This window comes from Bacillus sp. OV322 (assembly GCF_900112495.1).
Classification (GTDB): domain Bacteria; phylum Bacillota; class Bacilli; order Bacillales; family DSM-1321; genus Peribacillus.
This window is the reverse complement of record NZ_FOMA01000008.1, coordinates 141,193-160,125: the sequence shown is the minus strand read 5'-3', so window position 1 is coordinate 160,125 and position 18,933 is coordinate 141,193. Positions and strand designations below refer to the sequence as shown.

At 42.1% G+C, this 18,933-nt stretch carries 16 protein-coding genes, 1 rRNA gene and 1 pseudogene; 5 read left to right on the top strand and 13 right to left on the bottom strand.

What is annotated here, in order from left to right:
• The 4 genes from BM126_RS19210 to pulA all read right to left on the bottom strand — a co-directional run.
• A 16S ribosomal RNA gene (locus tag BM126_RS19210) occupies nt 1-68 on the bottom strand; the annotation flags it as partial.
• A gap of 539 nt (nt 69-607) precedes the next feature.
• Nucleotides 608-1,597, bottom strand: a complete 990-nt coding sequence (locus tag BM126_RS19205) for a class F sortase (RefSeq protein ID WP_177201509.1) — start codon at nt 1,595-1,597, stop codon at nt 608-610.
• A gap of 304 nt (nt 1,598-1,901) precedes the next feature.
• Nucleotides 1,902-4,328 carry an alpha-amylase family glycosyl hydrolase gene (locus BM126_RS19200; RefSeq protein WP_090991034.1) on the bottom strand — a complete coding sequence of 809 codons (2,427 nt, stop codon included), beginning with the start codon at nt 4,326-4,328 and terminating at the stop codon, nt 1,902-1,904.
• Nucleotides 4,329-4,402: 74 nt separating this feature from the next.
• Nucleotides 4,403-7,240 carry a type I pullulanase gene (gene pulA, locus BM126_RS19195; protein ID WP_090991048.1) on the bottom strand — a complete coding sequence of 946 codons (2,838 nt, stop codon included), beginning with the start codon at nt 7,238-7,240 and terminating at the stop codon, nt 4,403-4,405.
• Nucleotides 7,241-7,747: 507 nt separating this feature from the next.
• Between pulA and BM126_RS19190 the strand changes: the two genes are divergently transcribed.
• A complete protein-coding gene (locus BM126_RS19190; RefSeq protein WP_090991033.1) occupies nt 7,748-7,876 on the top strand; it encodes a hypothetical protein in 129 nt (42 codons plus the stop codon).
• 233 nt (nt 7,877-8,109) lie between these two features.
• On the opposite strand, the gene BM126_RS19185 is transcribed toward BM126_RS19190, so the two are convergent.
• From BM126_RS19185 to BM126_RS19175, 3 genes are all read right to left on the bottom strand, one after another.
• Entirely contained in the window at nt 8,110-9,720 is a 1,611-nt protein-coding gene (locus BM126_RS19185) for an MDR family MFS transporter (protein ID WP_090991032.1), read from the bottom strand.
• A 46-nt stretch (nt 9,721-9,766) separates the two neighbouring features.
• Nucleotides 9,767-10,201: a MarR family winged helix-turn-helix transcriptional regulator gene (locus tag BM126_RS19180; RefSeq protein WP_256213187.1), complete on the bottom strand. Its 435-nt coding sequence runs from the start codon at nt 10,199-10,201 to the stop codon at nt 9,767-9,769.
• A gap of 338 nt (nt 10,202-10,539) precedes the next feature.
• Complete coding sequence (locus BM126_RS19175) at nt 10,540-10,914, bottom strand: VOC family protein (RefSeq protein WP_090991031.1); 375 nt, start codon at nt 10,912-10,914, stop codon at nt 10,540-10,542.
• A 231-nt stretch (nt 10,915-11,145) separates the two neighbouring features.
• Between BM126_RS19175 and BM126_RS23430 the strand changes: the two are divergent.
• Both BM126_RS23430 and BM126_RS23425 read left to right on the top strand, forming a co-directional pair.
• Nucleotides 11,146-11,676, top strand: a pseudogene (locus tag BM126_RS23430) (protoglobin domain-containing protein); the annotation flags it as partial.
• Nucleotides 11,659-12,438, top strand: a complete 780-nt coding sequence (locus BM126_RS23425) for a methyl-accepting chemotaxis protein (RefSeq protein WP_371261475.1) — start codon at nt 11,659-11,661, stop codon at nt 12,436-12,438. The pseudogene BM126_RS23430 and the gene BM126_RS23425, both read left to right, overlap by 18 nt.
• Before the next feature lie 37 nt (nt 12,439-12,475).
• Here the strand turns inward: BM126_RS23425 and BM126_RS19165 are convergent, their stop codons facing one another.
• Nucleotides 12,476-13,438 carry a sigma-70 family RNA polymerase sigma factor gene (locus BM126_RS19165; protein WP_177201508.1) on the bottom strand — a complete coding sequence of 321 codons (963 nt, stop codon included), beginning with the start codon at nt 13,436-13,438 and terminating at the stop codon, nt 12,476-12,478.
• Between the two features lie 170 nt (nt 13,439-13,608).
• On the opposite strand from BM126_RS19165, the gene BM126_RS19160 reads away from it, so the two are divergent.
• Nucleotides 13,609-13,986: a general stress protein gene (locus BM126_RS19160; protein WP_090991028.1), complete on the top strand. Its 378-nt coding sequence runs from the start codon at nt 13,609-13,611 to the stop codon at nt 13,984-13,986.
• 73 nt (nt 13,987-14,059) lie between these two features.
• On the opposite strand, the gene BM126_RS19155 is transcribed toward BM126_RS19160, so the two are convergent.
• From BM126_RS19155 to BM126_RS19145, 3 genes are read right to left on the bottom strand one after another with little or no spacing between them, the layout of a single operon-like run.
• Nucleotides 14,060-15,163 carry a Ger(x)C family spore germination protein gene (locus tag BM126_RS19155; protein WP_090991027.1) on the bottom strand — a complete coding sequence of 368 codons (1,104 nt, stop codon included), beginning with the start codon at nt 15,161-15,163 and terminating at the stop codon, nt 14,060-14,062.
• The gene (locus tag BM126_RS19150) at nt 15,160-16,260 is read right to left on the bottom strand and encodes a GerAB/ArcD/ProY family transporter (protein ID WP_090991026.1); all 1,101 of its coding nucleotides are present in this window, start codon (nt 16,258-16,260) and stop codon (nt 15,160-15,162) included. Before BM126_RS19150 ends, BM126_RS19155 begins: the two co-directional genes overlap by 4 nt.
• Nucleotides 16,261-17,625: a spore germination protein gene (locus tag BM126_RS19145; RefSeq protein ID WP_090991025.1), complete on the bottom strand. Its 1,365-nt coding sequence runs from the start codon at nt 17,623-17,625 to the stop codon at nt 16,261-16,263.
• 211 nt (nt 17,626-17,836) lie between these two features.
• Here BM126_RS19145 and BM126_RS19140 point away from each other — a divergent pair, with 211 nt between their 5' ends.
• Nucleotides 17,837-18,079 carry a hypothetical protein gene (locus BM126_RS19140; protein ID WP_090991024.1) on the top strand — a complete coding sequence of 81 codons (243 nt, stop codon included), beginning with the start codon at nt 17,837-17,839 and terminating at the stop codon, nt 18,077-18,079.
• Nucleotides 18,080-18,159: 80 nt separating this feature from the next.
• On the opposite strand, the gene BM126_RS19135 is transcribed toward BM126_RS19140, so the two are convergent.
• Both BM126_RS19135 and BM126_RS19130 read right to left on the bottom strand, forming a co-directional pair.
• Nucleotides 18,160-18,639 carry a hypothetical protein gene (locus BM126_RS19135; protein ID WP_090991023.1) on the bottom strand — a complete coding sequence of 160 codons (480 nt, stop codon included), beginning with the start codon at nt 18,637-18,639 and terminating at the stop codon, nt 18,160-18,162.
• 115 nt (nt 18,640-18,754) lie between these two features.
• Nucleotides 18,755-18,865, bottom strand: a complete 111-nt coding sequence (locus BM126_RS19130) for a YjcZ family sporulation protein (RefSeq protein ID WP_071353283.1) — start codon at nt 18,863-18,865, stop codon at nt 18,755-18,757.
• Nucleotides 18,866-18,933: the final 68 nt, after the last annotated feature.

Sequence of the window (18,933 nt, the reverse complement as noted above, 5' to 3'; positions counted from 1 at the left end):
CGCTCGACTTGCATGTATTAGGCACGCCGCCAGCGTTCGTCCTGAGCCAGGATCAAACTCTCCGAAGAAATGTTTGACTTGCTCATTTGCTTTTAAAGTGTGTGCTCACTATTTTAAAACGTTGGCGCTTAGTTTTGTTCAGTTTTCAAAGAGCAATCTTGTTCACTCGACTTAGTTATCATAACATGAGGTTGATCAGTTGTCAACTTCTGCGAAGTGAACTTCTTTTTAAAAATCGCTATTCATCAGCGACTTATTCAGCTTACTATTAATTTATTAGAAGCCATGCGGCTTACCGCCTAAATCAAAAGTACTTACTTATAATAACTGCCTTCTCTGCTCCTGTCAACAGTCTTTTTTTGAGATGGCTCTTTTCTTAAAGTTTGTTGTTTTTATGTTCTGTGAGGAGATTCCATTGTAAAGCCAGGTTGATTGGTGTAAGGCCGCGCCTCCTGCTTAAAATATCGGAACAGGTAAGAACTGGCAGGCGCCAGCCGGGGATGCTCACCGCCCGCCCATCGGAAAGCAGATCTGCTAAGCTTACAGCCTAAATGAATCTGCATACATGACAAAGACCTTCCGAAAAGACGGAAAGCCTTTCAATCCATTATTTGGCCATATCTTCAGGAATTGTTTTTGATGGCTTGGATTCCTGGCCGAACAAATCAACCGCGGTCACATAGTATTGATGCTTAGGTGCACTGGAATCTGTATAACTTTTTCGCTGGAGGGCCGATACACTTTTGGCATATTTATATTCTCCGTTTTGATCTTTACGGTAAATTCTGTACCCGACTATCGTATCCTGCCTCACAGCATGCCAGGAAATGAAGGTTCCACTTATAGTTAAATCCGGCGGAGATTCAGGCTTTTTAAGCAGGGTTTTTTGGTCCTTTACATTTTCCTTTAGTGTTGAATACACAACTAACCGCTCCTGGTGAGTGCCCTTTGACCTGTCGAAAAGTCCGGTGCAGGTAATGACATTCAGCCTTGCCATATCCCTCTTGCCGAAAATTTCTTTAATCGGTGCACTTTTGTATGGATAACTCTTCTTTTTCTGTACAGTAAAAGTCATTTTTTTTGATTTCTGGTCATAGAGAATGATTTCATCTCCTGCTTTCAGATCTTTTAATTTAAAGAAAACCGCAGGTCCAGTTTTATTATCCACATGCCCATCAATCACAGCACTTCCCAGTTCGCCCGGGATTGTTCCAGGCTCAAACCATGCCGCATGCTTATCATCTTTCGGAACATCCATTTCCCCGTTCTTTAAGATTCCCGCTTTTTCTACCTTGGTATCTATTTTTAGTGAAGGGATTTTTATCCTAGACGGAATCAATCCCTCGCTTTCTTCAATTTGCCTTCTTTCCAGTTCTATACGTTTGTTTACAAAAGATGCCGCATCCTCCTCAGAGAGTACAAATTCTTTAAAAATGGGGTCCTTGGACATTTTCTTTCCATCCTGCTTCTTTTTTTCCGGACTGGTTGGATGGGAGTGGGTTGAATGGGTAGAGTCCATAACAGGAGTTCCCTGGCACCCTGCGAGGAGCAATCCTGATAAACAAGCGGCAGCCATAATGGAAGAAAATCGTTTCATCTCTATACTCCTCTTTTCATTTATAAGGTCGTTTATCAGGATAACGTCAAAAGTCTGAATTTGGATCACCTTTTCAGGCAAAAATTTATTTTTATGTCCCAGCAAGAAATGCCTGCCTTCTATTAACCATTTTATTAAACACATAACCACGATAGTTTAGCTATCATAAACGAGTAATTGGACTGTATCCTTTTTTACTGTTCATTATATATATTTAGAAGGATTAATTACGGTTCACCGCCGGGAGAATTACCCGGAATGAATAAACCCGCAATCCATATGGATTGCGGGCAAAAATCAATTATTACTTCCCCTTATGCTGAGTGCTGGAAAGTTTATAAACTGAAACTGTTCCTTTTACTGCAGGAAGACTGATACTGCCTGTTTTTTGTGTTTTCAGGTACTTATGCGTAAAGGCATTTTCAGCATATTTAAAGTCAGCACTGCTTAGCTTTACAGGCTGGGTTTGCGATTTGTTTATGACAACAAGCAGGCGGTCTTTCTTATAGCTTCTTTCAAAAACAAGCACATTATCATTTATAAGCTTTTGTTTATAGGTGCCTTTTTGAAGGGCTATTTCATGGTTTCTCAGGGAAATCCATTGCTGATAATACTTTTTTAGTTCCAGGTTTTGAACCTTCGGATCCCACGGCATCATTTCGCGGAAATAGCGGTCTTTATAATCCGCAGCCTGATTATGGTCTTTGCTTTGCGATAGGCCGACTTCTGTTCCGTAATAGACAACAGGTGTGCCTGGCAGGGTAAATTGTGCAGCAGCAGCCAGCTTTAATTTATTTGTATCCCCGCCTGCTTCGAATAAGAAACGCGGCATATCATGGTTATCGAGGAACGTATTCATCCGGAATTCCTTCGGATATGTTTTCTCGTTGCTTGTGATTGCTTCCCCGAGTTCCTTCATAGATTTATTTTTTGCGAAAACATCGCTAAGTGCGCCTTGCATAGGGAAGTCGAGAGCACCATCGAGTTTTCCAGCATAGGTGCTGATTTTTTCGCGGCTGTCCCAAACCTCTCCAAAAATATAGGCATTTGGATTAATTCTTTTTACAGCATATCTGAAATCCACCCAAAAGCTGTAGCTCGGGCCTTTTGCATAATCCAGCCTGAATCCATCAAACCCCAAATTTTTAAGCCAAAATGGCACAACCGTTTTCAGCATATAGTTTCTAGTGTCTGGATTGTCATTGTTTAACTGCGGGAGTTCTGAAACACCGCTGAAGGTTTCATATTTGTCCGGCCAGTGCGTAAAGGTATACCACTTATAGTAAGGGCTCTTTTCTCCATTTTTTTGTGCATCCTTGAAAAACGGATGCTGGTTTGAAGTATGATTCGGGACAAGGTCATATACAGCTTTCATCCCTCTGCGGTGCGCTTCTTTAATAATTGATTTCATTAATTGCTCATCACCGAAACGGCGGTCGATTTTCGTGAAACTTGCCGGATGGTAGCCATGTGAATAAGGACCCTCAAATACAGGGGATATCCAAATTGTTTTAATACCCAGGCTCTGAATGTATCCAAGTTTTTCTTTTACACCGGCAAGATCACCGCCCATCCAGCCCTTAAGTCGCTCATCATATGGCAGGGCAAGGCTTTTGGGATCGTCATTTTTTAAATTCCCATTCATGAATCTGTCCACGAAAATCTGATAAATGGATCCAGTTTTGGCCCAATCGGGAGATTTGAACTGATCCACATAATAAGCAAATTCCGTGGCATCTTCAGCTGTGAGGCTATTGGTATCTGCAAATTGAGATCCTTGCCCCTTTGAGTACCAAATATCTGTTTTGTATTTTACTCTAGTCTGATTTTTCTGCTTCGGTATCATTCCGCTGAAGACAGTTGTAATCATTCCTTCCTCATTTTTCGACGATGATTGTACTGTCAGTGGAACAAAATGCCCTCTTAGCACCTTCCCTCTTTTTCCGGAAGGAGAAGATCCGTCGGTTGTATAATAAATTCCCCCTTTATCAATAGGGCCATAGTGTTCAGCCTTGACCTTTATCCGCACATTATCCTTGCTGTCAGGCACCTTTGGCATAAAGTCATAATTATGGCTCACATTGATTGCTACAGGGACAGCTTTAAAAGATGAAATTGTATCATTGAAGATTGTTCCTTCTTTGCTGAAAACTGCTTCACGGGGCAGCTGGCGGTCTTCTGCATATCTCATATCCCCCAGCCCATACAGGTATGTGAACGATTCGCCCGGATTGCCCGTTAAAGTAAGGGTCCAGGTTCTTTCACCTGTTCTTTTCATGTAAGTGACTCCATAATTGAAATTATTGAGACTGGAAGCTACAGATGGAACTGCCCAGCTGGGAGCAGAAGCGGGCATGGTCAGGTTTAAGGTCACTTTTCCTTCAGCTTCTGTAAGCTTAAGATCCACTGTCCTTTCGTTATCAGGGTGAAAAACAAAGACGTAGTTCCCTGATTGAGGAGGGGTGTATGTTAAGTTGTCTCCATCCATCCAATTTCCGTCTCTTACATATTTAAATTCAAGCGTTTTTCCTCCTGCCAGAGGAATGGGCTTAGATATCCAGGTTCCATCGCTTTGCTTGGCAAGCTGGTTATTATCCGAGCCCCAGTCAAGCGGCGCTTCACTTCCCCTGACTACAACCTTGCTGTAATCTGCAGCACTCGAGTGGGCCGGTGTTAAAAACGAGCAGAACATAAAAAACAGGATTACAAGAAAGAGAGGCTTTCTTTTCATATCTTTTTCCTCCTGAAATAGTTGTAAAAGGAAGATCAGGATTTTTCTTACCTGACCTCCACTTCATCATTTACTTATTTTACTTCAAGTACAAAAGTGCTCAGTGCAGGCACAGTGACTTTTGATCCTTTTATAATCTGCAAGGTTTTATTCCCTGATTTTTCTCCGTTTACAAGCACCTTCCACGTCCCTCGGGATGGAAGAGCAACAGAAACAGCTTTTCTGTTGGCATTGTAAATAACAGTAAGGTCTTTTGCATGATCTCGATTGGCATGTCCATTAATATGGTACGCCACCGTATTTTTCGGTGCTTCAAGGAATGATAAATGCTTGCGGATATCAGAAGCTGTTCTCATCCTTAAGGCAGGGTGGCCTTTTCGAAGCTCAATAAGCCCTTTCATATACTTTACTTCTTTATCAAAATCAGCACGCCTTTGCCAGTCAAGCTGATTTGTGGAGTCTGGTGCATTGTAGCTGTTTCCATTTCCGCCCTTTGTTCTCATGAACTCCTGCCCCGCATGAATAAATGAAATTCCCTGGGACGTCAGGACAATGGAAGAAGCAAGCTCATGCATTTTTTTCCTGACCGCAAGTGAATCTTCCGGGTTGGTCTTCTGCAATTTATCCCAAAGAGTAAGATTGTCATGTGCTTCCGCATACTCGACAACCTGCTCCGGGTCCTTATATGCGGCAATGGAGGCAGGGTAATCAATACCTGCTTTTATTCCTTCTTTAATGCTATTTTCGGTATTTTCTTTTCCGTTCACAAAGCCCGGATCACCATCTTCAAAGACACTGCCTTTTATGGCATCCCGAATGCCGTCATTAAAATGAGCAATTCCTGTCATTTTTGAAGCATTCTTTTGATTGGCCTTCAGAGAAGGATCAAGCGGGGTATTCAGATCCCATCCTTCTCCAAGAACGATGATGGAAGGATCGATTTTATTCAAAGACTTCCTTACTTCATTCATGGTTGTCACATCAAGAATCCCCATTAAATCAAATCGGAAGCCGTCCAGGTTATACTCCTTCGCCCAGTAGCTTACAGAGTCGACAATGAATTTCCTCATCATTTTCCGCTCGGATGCTGTATCATTTCCTACCCCTGACCCATTGGCCAATGTTCCGTCTTCGTTATATCTGAAATAATAGCCGGGAACAAGCTGCTGGAAGTTTGATTCACTAGTAGAAAACATATGGTTATAAACCACATCCATAATCACTCTTAAATTATTTTTGTGAAGAGATTGGACCATCTGTTTAACCTCTGTGATCCGCTTGACAGGATTATATGGATCTGTTGAATACGACCCCTCAGGAGCATTATAGTTCTTAGGGTCATATCCCCAATTGAATTGCGGCTGATCGAGCTTTGTTTCATCTACTGTCCGGTAATCATAGATTGGCAGAAGCTGTACATGAGTTACACCCAAATCCTTGATATGATTCAATCCTGTTTTAACACCGCCGGGCCCTTTAGTCCCTTCCTCTGCTGCGCCCAGATACTTACCTTTATTTTTAATCCCGGATTTAGGATCCTCCGAAAGATCTCTAACATGCAGTTCGTAAATAATTGCATCTTCAGGTGTGAACGGCTTCATTCTGCCGCTCCACTTAGCAGGATTCGTTTTATTAAGATCAATCACTGCACCTTTATCTCCATTAACAGTTACTGCGCGGACGTACGGATCAACTGCTTCATTCCATTTGTTTCCGATTTTCACCTTATACGTATAGATTAAACCCTCCTGGTCTCCTTTAATGAAGGAAGTCCAGGTTCCCCGTTCTGCTTTCTTGAGAGAAGTCTCCTTCCCTGTTTTGTCATCCCAGGAACGGTAGGTTACAAGTTTTGCTTCGCTAGCCGTTGGGGCCCAGACACGGAATGACGTTCCTCTCTTCGTATAGGTATTTCCTAAATCATGCCCAGGATAATAGAAAAGGGAATCAAACTCCGGAGAACGTACCACCTTTCCCGTTTCAACAGGCGCCGTTCCGAAATTCTCCTTTGTTACTTCATAGGTTTTTGACAGGTCCAGATTATTTTTCGTTATAATTTTCACTTTATTTGTGAAGCTTCCCGTTTTACTATCGTAAGGTATGACTTCCTTGATTTTTGCGTCTCCTGCGAGTGATAATCCAGCTTTGGATGCATCAAAAGGAAAATTCGTTTCAAAGGTAATCTCATTAAAAGCATCAATTGAAGCTTTAACGATTTTCGGCGTCTTATCCACAGAATCTTTATCATAATAAATCCGATCCTGCCCTTGTGCGATCCATATCTCGGCTGAGCCGTCCGGATTAAATTTTGTCACGAAGCGGTTATCAACATCTTTTTCCGCCCACTCGTTTTCCGCCGTGCTCTTCCTTACAATCATCCCTACCTTATGAACATCCTTTAGATTATGCAAAACGATGTGCGCCACTCTTCCATAATCGTCACTTTCCTTAAATGTCACTGCTTCGCCATTGCCGCCTTCAGGCCATGCCCATAAATTCCAGCCATCATACTGATTGTCATAACGGAAATAATGGACTGTTACATTAATATTTTCATAGGAAGGAAGATTGCGATATTCCCCGTCAGGAGGCTCTGTATATGTACGATCGTCCCCGGATTTTACCCAGACCTCGCCTTCTCCCCCAGAAATATCAATCATTCGGTCGCCGCCGTCTTTTTCCCAGCTGTCAGTTCGTACGATAAATCCTGCTTTTTTTAAGTTCCCATCCAATTCTATCTCGGCAACCTTGCCAAAGGCATCGCTGCCTGTAAACGGATAGGCTTTTCCCTCGCCCCCCTCAGGGAAGACCCATAAATTCCAATCCTTCGTATTTCCTTCCGCTTCCTGATAGTGAATAATAATCTTAGTTTTTCCCACTGCAAACGTTTGCGCAAAACTGAATGAAAAAATCATCCCCAGCAATAGGATACATGCTGCCGTTGCCGCAATCCCTTTTTTAAACAATTTGAAGCTCACCCAAACCCCTCCCTTTTCCTGACATTATGTGGAATAATCCTTCTCTACTTTATCACGTTAAAAAACATATTGAAATCGCTTTCATTATAAATAGTCAGAAAGCCTCAGCATAGATAAAAGCTGAATGAAAATTTCATTAGCTCGTGAAAGGTATATGAAGGTTTTTTATCTTATACTCCTGCTAAAACCCATCGTTCCAGACATTTCGGAGCTTCTGCACCTGCTGGTTACGTTAGTTTTTGCAGCCTCCTCTTGTACAAAATACCTGGGGCATGAGACACTCTTCAATGAATTACAAAAGTACGCTTAATTCAAGAGTCTTTTATCACAATATTTATATATATTGAGCAAATAATTAGAAAATTTAAGGAATATGTTATATGCTTACCTTATATGTATGGAATTCTCCAATAGGCAAATAATAAACGAAAGAGGTGGGCCGTTATGCGCAAGGAAAAAAATCCGCTGCTTTCTGATGAGTTCTTGGATGAAGTAGCACGGGAAATCAACCAGCTTTACAATGGGTCAAAACACGAGCAATATGAAGAGCAGATTAATAACGATTTGGAATAACCGCAGACTTTAAAAACCATAAAAAAAATCCCCGGATTTAACTGACTGCTCTCATAATTGATGCTATTGCTTTTCTCCTAAAAAACTCTCTCTTGTTTAATCATCCAACCGGCATTTATGATGAACTTGCGGATGAAAAATGATTAATTTGTACAATTTTAATCTTCTTAATTTCCTTAAAAAAACAAACAGCCAGGAATTTATCCTGGCTGTTTGTTTCCTTTATCTCTATGTTAGCCCAATTCCGGTGAGGCGTTCGTTTCCTCAGAAACCTGTTCCTGGGTCTTCTTATTAGATAATTGGATTTTGTGTAGGAACAATGTAAATACTGCTCCAATAACAATGAAAATCAAGCCTGCAAAAAATACAGTATGCAGGGAATCCATCAGTGAAGTTTTAATAATCGGCAGCATCTTATCCAATAAGCTTGATGGTATTTTCTTCAAAGCTTCTGGTGAGAAAAGCATCTGAAATAAGCCGCTTGGATTATCATCAACCATAAATTTAAACTTTGCACTCATGGCTTCTGCCTGGCTTGGCAGGCTGTTAAGGAATGGAACGAATTTATCTGTTAAAAGGGTTCCTGCCCTGCTGTTCATGACAGCACCCAGGATGGTAATCCCAAAGGTTCCTCCGATAGAACGGAAAAACTGGCTTGATGAGGTTACAACTCCCAGTTCTTTTTTAGAAAAACTCTCTTGAAGTGCGAGTGTCAGGATCGGCATAACCAGACCCATTCCCAAGCCAATTACCCCCATATAAGTGGTCGCAGTTAACTTTGTTGTATCCATATTAAGTGTAGTCAGCAGGCCAAAACCTCCCGCCATAATCAGCATCCCGATTATGATTTGTGTTTTAATGCCGATTTTGTACACTAACTGGCCGCCAATGATACTTGCAACAATCATGGTAATCATCATCGGAGTCATAATCGTGCCGGAAGCAGTAGCGCTTACCCCAACGATTCCCTGCATGAAGAATGGAACGAATGTGATGGCGCCAAACATACCGACGCTCATAAAAAAGCCGATTAAATTTAATAAAGTAAAGGTCCTGTTTTTAAATAAGTACATAGGCAAAATGGGTTCCTTCGCTTTTGTTTCGATGAAAACAAAGCTTATCAGACCGACCGCCGCAACAATCAGCAAAGTAATAATCTGCCAGGATCCCCATGCGTAGTCTTTGCCTCCGAAGCTTAAGGCAAGAAGCAGTGTTACAACCCCAACAATCATGGTGAACATGCCGGCAAGGTCAAAATTAATCGGTCCTTCATTCTTTTTCGCTTTTAATCCCATCGCAATAAAGACGGTTGCGATAATCCCCACTGGCAGATTGATATAAAATACCCATTTCCAGTTAAGAGAATCTACAATCCATCCTCCTATTTGCGGGCCAATAACAGATGCAAGGCCGTAAATCCCTCCAAAAACTCCCTGGAACTTGGCTCTATCTTTTCCTGTGAATAGGTCTCCAATAACAATCATGGCCATAGGCATCATAATTCCGCCGCCAATTCCCTGCACACCGCGGAAAATGATTAATTCAGTCATATCATTAGCCAATCCGCAAAAAACGGATCCTGCCATAAAAATAATAAGGCCTGTCACATAAACAGTTTTGCGTCCCAATAAATCTGCCAGCTTACCGGCAATGGGTACAATGGTCGTTGAAGTCAGCATATAAGCGGTTGTCAGCCAGGTCATCATGCTTAATCCGCCCAAATCGCCAACAATTCTCGGCATGGCTGTACCTACAATCGTACCGTCCAGCGCCGAGAAAAACATTGCGATGATCAGCCCGATCAGCAATAATTTGCGGTTATAGTCTTGGTTTGTATTTTCCACGTATCTCTCTCCCTGTTAAATCAATCTATTCTCTCTTTAATATCAATCAAATTGCAGTGCTGCCAGCAAGCTTTTCCATAATGTCTGCCATCATGGACAGCTCTTGTTTTGACAGTATGGAAAGCCAGCGTTCCACAATAGCCCTTCTCTCAGATAAAATAATTTCAAACTTTTCTCTCCCTTTATCGGTCAGCCCGATATTGACAACTCTTCTATCTTTTGTGTCGTGCTCCCGGAACACAAATCCGCCCTGCTCGAGCCGGTCGATCATAAAGGTAGCTGCACTCGGCTTGACTTCCATCAGGTCAACCAGCTGAGAAATTCTGCATAGTCCATTATTTTTTATAAAAAAAAGAACAAACCATTGTGTCGGTGTGACTCCCTGGTTATTCAATGCTTCAAGCATTTCTGGCTGTATCTTTTGGATAGTGACTTGAAGCCCGGTTTGTATCCGGTCATAATATTTCTGTGTGCCTTCCACATGAACCCTCCTGTTTGAATTATCCAAGCCGCACAATAATTAACTTTGATTAATATTTAACATTACTAAATATATATCCGCATTAAGTAGTTGTCAATTTAATTTTAATTTTTTTTGCCAATCCCGCAGGAGTCTCACACCTTACGCTCCAATCAGCCTGACTTGACAATGGGAACGACTCATATAACAAATTAAAAAAACAACAATTTTAAAAAAAGAGCCTAATTAAAAAAGGTCTATAAAAAGCTCCCCGTGAGACCATTCTTAAAAGCCCCTTTATAGACATCCTTGAAATCTTACCCAGTAAGCGGATATTCATTCATCACGCGTTCCTTTCCTCAGCCGCTGCAAATCATAATAATATTCCCATCAGGATCCTTAACAGTAAAGAAAGAAAAATCGTCAAATTTCACGATTTCCATATCTCCTTCATATCCCATTTCCTTAATATACTGCCTTGCATTGCCGATAGAGTCAGTATGGAAATTAAAAATCGGATATTCAGAAGGTGCAGGGCTATTTGGATTGTCTTCTGCTCCTGCATCCAGAGTCAGACCTGTGTACTCGCTCATTTTCACATTAAACACAGGGCGCTTCGCTTGATTTTCTTTGTATTCCTGGCCAAGCAGCCGGCTGTACCAGGCAGCTGACCTTTCCAGGTTTGTGACAGGGATAAATACGGTATTTATCTTATTTTTTATTGGACTATTCATCTGACACACTCCATTTCCAAAAAGGTTTCACTTTATTAAACGGATGTTTTCGCTGGGATTATACGGCCTTTTAAAATATTTTAAAAAGCGTCATTTAGCTGCCGCTTGATTTTTGCGGAGTTCAGAGCTTAGCGAAAATCAATATTCGGCGCAGTCACCATAGTCCGCTTTTTGAAAAAGACATTATGCTGTATATATAAGGGAAATGCCGGAAGATACACAAGGGGGCATATGAGAATGATCTTTAAAAAGACAAAACAAAAGCAAACTGCAGCGAGACAAGGCACAGCACAGCTTGAAATCACGAAAGGCAGCTCAGTAGAAAAGCAGATTAAGATGATCGGTTTAACAGAGGATGATTTGCGGGTGATTAATTATCTTCAGCCATTTGCTGCGGAAAAAATGGACGTAATTGTGGATAGGTTTTATGAAAACCTCGAACATGAACCTTCTCTACTGAACACCATTAACCATCACAGTTCAATTGAACGCTTAAAGAATACCTTGAAGCGGCATATCTCAGAGATGTTTGACGGTGTGATTAACGATGACTATTTTCTTAAAAGAATTAAGATTGCACAAATACATGTAAAAATAGGATTGCAGACAAAATGGTATATGTGCGCATTTCAGGACTTGTTTCTTTCACTTTCTTCCATTATTGAAGAAAATATTGAAGATAGACAAGAAGGCTTTGCTGCTTTGAAGGCTGTATCAAAAATACTGAATTTAGAGCAGCAGCTTGTGCTGGAGGCATATGACGCGGAGACAGAACGATTAAAAAATGAGGTAGAGGAACAAAAGAATTTAATACGCGGAAATGTGGCAAATGCCACGCAGAATCTGGCGGCAATCTCACAGGAAACGAACGCTTCCTTTCATCATCTTAATGCCCAATCAGACGAAATTGTTTCACTCGCCAATACTGGTACGGAACTTTCTATTTTGGCGGAAGAAAGAGCCCAAAAAGGAAAAGAGCAGCTGCAGCAGCAGAACCATAATATGTCTGATATCCAAGACTCTGTAAATGACATATCAAATGATCTTCAGGTTTTACTGAAAATCTCCAAGCAGATGCAGGAAATCGTGAGCATTGTAACAGGCATAGCTGACCAGACAAACCTGCTGTCCCTGAACGCTGCGATTGAAGCAGCCCGGGCCGGGGAACATGGTAAAGGCTTCTCTATTGTGGCAGAAGAGGTACGAAAGCTTTCAGATGAAACAAAAAAATCCGTCACCAATGTTGCTGGCCTTATTTTAAATACTAATTCCCAGGCAGAAAAGCTGACTTTATCACTTGAGAAAATAAGGGAAGCCGTAAAAGAAGGCAACAGCAGCATGAAAGAAACCGGGGAGCATTTTGAACAGATTCTCAAGACGATGGGTGAAACAAAATTGCAGAATAACCGGATTGAGCAAGAACTGATCTCATTCACTGGTGTAATCACTTCTTTAGGCAAAGCGTTTGACCAGGTCGCTTCATCCGCAGATGGACTGACAAGCATCACTAGAGAAATGGAATGAACAGGCAAGGAGGAACGGCGGAAGCCGGCCTCCTTTTTTAATACTGGTTTTGAAAACACTTTGCATTCAGTCCTGCTTTAAGCCCCTCGGCAGCAAGGTTCATTAATTCCCAGGAAAAACAATAAAACCTCCAGTTCATTACGTACCCCTCTTCAACCTCAAAGGAGTGGATATTTGTTAAAAATAAGTCTTCCTCCCTTCTTTCCATTTCTGCAATGACCGGCCTTCCCCAAAGAGTTTTGTATAGGGCAACCGTTTCACCCTGCCTTTGTGCCGACTCTTCCCAATCTCTGAGCGAGTTTTTCTTGGTTTCCTCTTTTCCATATTCAATGCCTGCATGGATAATTTCTGTTCTTGTATGTTCATGGAGCAGTGAAGCAATCGCTTTCGCGTCCTTATTGCGAAAGCCTTCCAAAAGTCTTTCAATCACGATATTTGAAGGTTCAAGATTCACTGCATGTTCTCTTGTATGCTGGGCCTGACCCTTTGGGATGCTCTTTAACGCTGATCGGCCCCGTTCCAATGAAGCATATACTGCTCCCCTTGTTGTCCCGATTATTTCGGCTGCTTCTTCTGCTTTAAAAAGAAACACATCCGTCAATAGCAGTGCTGCAAATTGTTTAGGCGTAAGATGTTTTAATAAAAACTCCATATTTTCAAGTGTTTGAAATTGAATGGAACCAGAAGGGTCCTGAACCATTTCCATTGGATAAACGTCTACTATCTCTGCTTTCCTTCTCCTGTGCTGATCAATCCAGATGTTTGTTGCAATCCTGAATAAATATGCTTTAATGTTCATCTCCTGAAAGACCTTGGAGAGAAGCGAAAGTGACTTCAAAAGTGTTTCCTGCACAAGATCTTCTGCGTCCCACGGTGAGCCAGTCAGCCTGTAGCAATAGCTCCACAAAACAGAACGATAAGGCTCAATCGTTTTTTTATAGTTGCTTTCTGTTTGTCTCAAATCTTCGCCAATCTCCGCCATGTTTTTTTTATTTTCCATAAGTACTCCCCTGTTATGACTTCGGCATAGACATTCGCCACACCTATTCATTCTAGCGGGCAGCCCTTAATTCCTGCAGTAACAGGTCCCAATTAGTACGGCTAATTGTTTAAGAGGCTCTGCGGCGGGGAAAAATGTAATACTAAAGAGAGAATAAGGAGGAAACAGAAATGGCAAAAAGCATAGTAGGCGTTTACGAAACACCCGCCGAAACGATTTCAGCGATTGAAAATCTAAAAAATAAAGGATATGAAAAAGAAAGCATTACGGTCATTACAAATCGTTCTGACAGCAGCTATCTGGAAAACCGGACAGGCGCAGAGGTGGATCGGACAAAGTATACACCAGAAGATAAATCCGTTATGGAACAACTCATGGAATTCTTCACATCAAGCCCTTATGAAGCCGACGGTGTATTTTCTGCAGACACAGATGTTTCTGAAATTGAGCTTAATAAATATTCAGCAGACCTTAATGATGGAAAGTATCTTCTGGCCGTTGAAGCCTTTCATGAAAATATTTTAAAAACTGAATCGAACATTGATTAGATTTCTATAATCCAGCAAAACCCGGGCATGCATTCCATGTTCCCGGGTTTTGCTTCGTTTCAGCCATTTGAGGCTAATATACTGTTCCGCTTCCATCAATCTTAACCTTTGAATGTACATGAAAATCCAAATTCTTGTAAACTTCCTTCCATTCGTTCTCCTGTTTTTGTCCTGAACCATGCCTGGCACCATATTTCAGGCCCAAACCCAATGGATCCGCACCCATTCTCTGCAAATGTTTTAATAGCTCTTCTATCCGGAGATTTATGTCAAGCGAGGCTTTTCTTTGGTGCTCTAATAATTCTTTATTCGTGCTTAATTTCCCGTTGGATTCTTCTACATACCCTTCTACCTTTATATAAATATTGGCGTATGGCCTTTGATTGGCAGGAGTGATGATATCAATATTGTTACTGAATCTGTTCACATTGATAAAAAAATGTTCTTTCCCTTTTCCCGTATTGATTTGCCCTCTTTTAGATGTGTTTAGCATTTCGTTCAGCATTCTGGTTTCATTCCGGTCAAGCTCACCCTTAAGCCTTGTTCCCCCATACACCGCTGCTGTATCGATGGTATAGCTTTTTTCAGCTGGCCTGATGATCGGCAATACCGGATCAATTCCCTCCTCCCTAAGCTTTGAATAAAAATCATTCAGGATTTCAGTCAGGACATATGTGGAGGTATTTGTCGTTTCATCAAAAGCAAAAACCAATGCGTTGCCGGGAAGCCTTTCGGATTTAGGGTTGATTTGAAGGACTTTTTTTGAGGAAGGCTCTGCAATGGCTATAAAGGAAATTCCCTGTATATCCCTTCTGCGCACAAACCAATTCAGGACAGTTTTCGGATTTTCATCGATGATTTTTTTATCAAATAGCAGCACTTTGCAATGGCCGAAGTCGAATTCTTTGTCTACTTTTGCCTTCATTACCCGGATGGCCTCTGGTATAGAATCAGCATTTTGAGAGATGATCTGGCTGTTTGATTTGCCTGCAGCAACCTGTGCTGCCGGGATGGCAAGCTTCAATGTCACATGATAAGGCTTTTTAGGATCCGAAGACTTATCAACTCCCATCGAGACAACGAAAAATCGTTTATCAATATCCCTGAATCCGCATCCGCAGAGCACTCCTGAAACAGACAGAATAAGCGAAATAAGGATGATATGCCATTTGCTCATGTGTTTTTCCTCCTTAACGACATAAGAAGAATGGTGAGAACTAAAAGAACTTCTGCAGGCAGCCGGAAATTCAGCCAATAGCGCACAATTGTGAAAAATTCCCTCTGATTTACAGACTCTCCAAGCACCAGGGTCCCCGCACCCACTGCCGCTAAAAAGATGAAAGAATAAGCACGCTGGGACAGAAGGCGCCGCTTCCCTCTCTTAGCTCCCGCAACCATACCTATAATTAATTTAAGACCAATATGCCATGTCACAATTCCAAAGAGGAGACTCAAAAGAAGGAAAACTAAAAGAAAGAAAAAACTTACCCGTTCAATGAAGCCATATTCCATTTTTAAAGTATCCGCTGTAATTAACCATGGATAAACAAAATCACCAATCGCTTCAATTCCGAAAAACCCCAAAGGAATAAAAAATGTGCTGATTATAATTAAAGTTCCGAGGACCGGGACAAGCCAAAAGAACCGCAAAACCTTCGATGAGTCAATATAGCGATTTGCTATACCTAAATTTATATACCCTGTAAATAAATATGTTGAAGCACAAATACTGCTGTAACTAGGCCACTGCCATGTGAAATGAAGCTCTCTTAGTACATGGATGGGGTAAAAAAAATCACTGGTCACTGCCTTAAACAGAATGAAAGCCACCAATGGAAAAGTAATGATGATGATAATCTCGGTCAAGAACATAACTGATTTCGTCTGCCTTGCTGCCCCGAATATGACTGTAGCTATGAGAAGCCCCGTGATGACCCTGACATCCATTTCTGGCATTAAGTAAAGCTTTATAATATAGCTGAATGAAACAACTGCAAACGTTCCGCTAAGGATCCACATCATTCCTAAAAAAAACAGATACGGTATACTTACATATTTCGGCAGTTCCTCAGCAAAAACTTCAGGAAGGCCCTTGCTTTTATAGCGGCTCATTGCTTTGGTGAAAAAGTAAGCAAGAAAGGTTCCAACAGGTATGCTGATCAAAATCGACATTATTGCACCGTTAAAACGTTCCTGCACAAGGACCATTGGAACATTAATCACAATATTTAAGGACATGCACATAATCACAAGGTAATAAAAATAGCGCGACAACTAGCGTGAATCCTCCTTTTTGCTCCCTGTTATTTTCATAATGCGCTTACTAGATCCGCCGGCAATAGCAAGATACGGTTTGCCAAAGCTCCGCAGATCAGTCAAATAAGAAAGCATTATGACAAATCCCGCAATCAGTCCTACAATTCCGAAGAAGCTGGCAAATAAAATCAGCGGGTATCTGGCAACACGGATAGCAAAACTCATTGCATTAATCGGGATCGTGAAATTCGATATCGCCACAAAAGCTGTAATGATAATCATAATGGAGCTGACAAGCTGTGCCTGCTGTGCGGCCTGTCCGAGAATCAGCCCTCCGACTGTAGTTGCTGTCGGACCTATTGCTTTTGGCAGCCGGATGCTCGATTCCACCAGCATTTCAACGGCCAGCATCATAAAAATCACTTCAAAAAAAGAGGGATACGGAACTGCCTCCCTGCTTCCCGCAATAGTCAATGTAAGCTGAGATCTTAATATTTCCGGATTGTAAGAGGTAATCGCCACATATAAGGCAGGTAAAACAAGCGTTATAATCAATCCGATATAACGTAAAATGATCATTAGCTGTGCAATCCAATATGTATGGGATAAATCATCCATTGCTGAAATAAAATCAAAAAACACCGATGGCAGTATTAGCCCAAATGGTGTCCCGTTCACTAGTACAATAACCTTTCCCTGTGCAAGACACAAAGCTAGCCTATCAGGACGTTCTGTAATCATTATGGTTGGAAATAAGCGGTATTTTTTCTTTGTTAATGCATTCTGCAGCTGGCCCGCTGATTGGATCATATCCATATCAATTTCTGCCAGGCTGCTTTTTAATTGATTCAGCACATCTTCCTGCACATAAGAAACATCATACATAAGAGCAACAGGGGTTTTAGAAAGGGTGCCAGCTGTATGGTGTTCAACCATTAAATCAGTGGAAGGATACCGGTTCCTGATCATAGTAATATTTGTATATAACTCTTCACTTAAACCTTTTTGGGGTCCCTGGACAGATGTTTCCACCATGGTTTCCAGAGGTTCTATGTTGACTTTTTTAACTTCACTGAGTGCATACACAGATCCAGAAATGAATACTATCGTATTTCCTCCCAGCAGTTTGCTCTCTATACTTTCCTGGTCTGTTATCTTTACCGAACCTGGCAAAGATAACAAATGCAGAACAAATCTACTTTCCTTATCGCACATCATCAGCGGCTGAATAATTTCTTTCTTTATTTTTTCTTCATCGCACATGCTTTGAAGATATACCAGCACAATGCCATTTTCGTAGTATTGAAATTCATGAATAATAAAGTCTTTGCTTTCATTAAATTTTCTCTTTAAGGTGCTGATGACCTTACTTTCATTTTCCATAGTCTTTATCAACACCTCTTCCTTTTACTATTTATTTAGTATTGGGATCGTTTATCTTTTTCATGCATAAAACGCGGGGGTTAACCGGAGTCAGACTGCCCGCTGATCACACTTCTTTTGGCTGTCCCGCTTTCGTCCAAGCATATTTTGTGCTGCCGCATAATTTAGATAGAAGGCTTTTAGAAAGGCATTGTAAAAAGGAGGCAAATGCATGCCATTTCAATTTCATAATGGCGGGAGGGCACCTTATAAAGGAAGGGTGAACAGACGGCCATCCGATGGGCGCCGTAATCATCTCCCCCGCAGCCCAAGAAGCAAAGAGCGAAACACTGCAGCATCTGAGCACAGCAATTTCTCTGGGCTTGGCAATATCATGTCACACGCTGGCAAGGTGAAGAACGGGCTTCAAATGCTCAATCAAATGCGATCTATCATCTCACTGTTTAAAAAATAAAAGCGCAAAGCCGCTATCCCGGAAGGATGGCGGCTTTGCACTTTTTCCTTGTCTCACGCGTACAGGGTAAAGAAACTTACTTACCCGTGCTGTCCTGTGCCAGGGCTTGCAGTGCCAGGATATCCTCCCATGCTTCCGCCGCCATAGCCAGAGCCAGGGTATCCTCCCATGCTTCCGCCACCCCAGTGGCCCGGGTATCCCCCCATGCTTCCGCTGCCCCAGTGGCCAGGGTATCCTCCCATGCTTCCGCTGCCCCAGTGGCCAGGGTATCCTCCCATGCCCCCGCTGCCCCAGTGGCCAGGGTATCCTCCCATGCCTCCGCCGCCCCAGTGGCCCGGATATCCTCCCATGCTTCCGCCACCCCAGTGGCCAGGGTATCCTCCCATGCCCCCGCTGCCCCAGTGGCCAGGGTATCCTCCCATGCTTCCACCGCCCCAGTGGCCCGGATATCCTCCCATGCCTCCGCCGCCGTGGCCAGGGTATCCTCCCATGCCTCCGCCGCCGTGGCCAGGGTATCCTCCCATGCCTCCGCTTCCATACATCGGTCTAACTTCTTCCATGTAAAGCTCCTCCTCGTAATTGGCAGCTGTTTAGCTGCATGTAAATCTTCATGCTTGTTATACAGGTATATGAATTTTGCTAAAAGAATGTTTCATGTATCATTTAATAAACTTCTTAGCAGCCAAAACCGCAGCTGCAGCCAATAATTATGATTAATATGAACAAAACGACTATTAAGGCGAAACCTCCGCCAAATCCGTAACCGCCGGCAACACCGTCAGACATCCAATCACTCCATTTCTTCAGGATTTTTCGGGATCCATCCATCTTAAAGTTCCCCTTGATTACTTTGT

Bases quoted from the DNA above. Each gene is read 5' to 3' on its own strand.
- BM126_RS19205 (WP_177201509.1), bottom strand. From the start codon at position 1,597: ATGAAACGATTTTCTTCCATTATGGCTGCCGCTTGTTTATCAGGATTG.
- BM126_RS19200 (WP_090991034.1), bottom strand. From the start codon at position 4,328: ATGAAAAGAAAGCCTCTCTTTCTTGTAATCCTGTTTTTTATGTTCTGC.
- pulA (WP_090991048.1), bottom strand. From the start codon at position 7,240: ATGATTTTTTCATTCAGTTTTGCGCAAACGTTTGCAGTGGGAAAAACT.
- BM126_RS19190 (WP_090991033.1), top strand. From the start codon at position 7,748: ATGCGCAAGGAAAAAAATCCGCTGCTTTCTGATGAGTTCTTGGATGAA.
- BM126_RS19175 (WP_090991031.1), bottom strand. From the start codon at position 10,914: ATGAATAGTCCAATAAAAAATAAGATAAATACCGTATTTATCCCTGTC.
- BM126_RS19165 (WP_177201508.1), bottom strand. From the start codon at position 13,438: ATGGAAAATAAAAAAAACATGGCGGAGATTGGCGAAGATTTGAGACAA.
- BM126_RS19160 (WP_090991028.1), top strand. From the start codon at position 13,609: ATGGCAAAAAGCATAGTAGGCGTTTACGAAACACCCGCCGAAACGATT.
- BM126_RS19155 (WP_090991027.1), bottom strand. From the start codon at position 15,163: ATGAGCAAATGGCATATCATCCTTATTTCGCTTATTCTGTCTGTTTCA.
- BM126_RS19145 (WP_090991025.1), bottom strand. From the start codon at position 17,625: ATGGAAAATGAAAGTAAGGTCATCAGCACCTTAAAGAGAAAATTTAAT.
- BM126_RS19140 (WP_090991024.1), top strand. From the start codon at position 17,837: ATGCCATTTCAATTTCATAATGGCGGGAGGGCACCTTATAAAGGAAGG.
- BM126_RS19135 (WP_090991023.1), bottom strand. From the start codon at position 18,639: ATGGAAGAAGTTAGACCGATGTATGGAAGCGGAGGCATGGGAGGATAC.
- BM126_RS19130 (WP_071353283.1), bottom strand. From the start codon at position 18,865: ATGTCTGACGGTGTTGCCGGCGGTTACGGATTTGGCGGAGGTTTCGCC.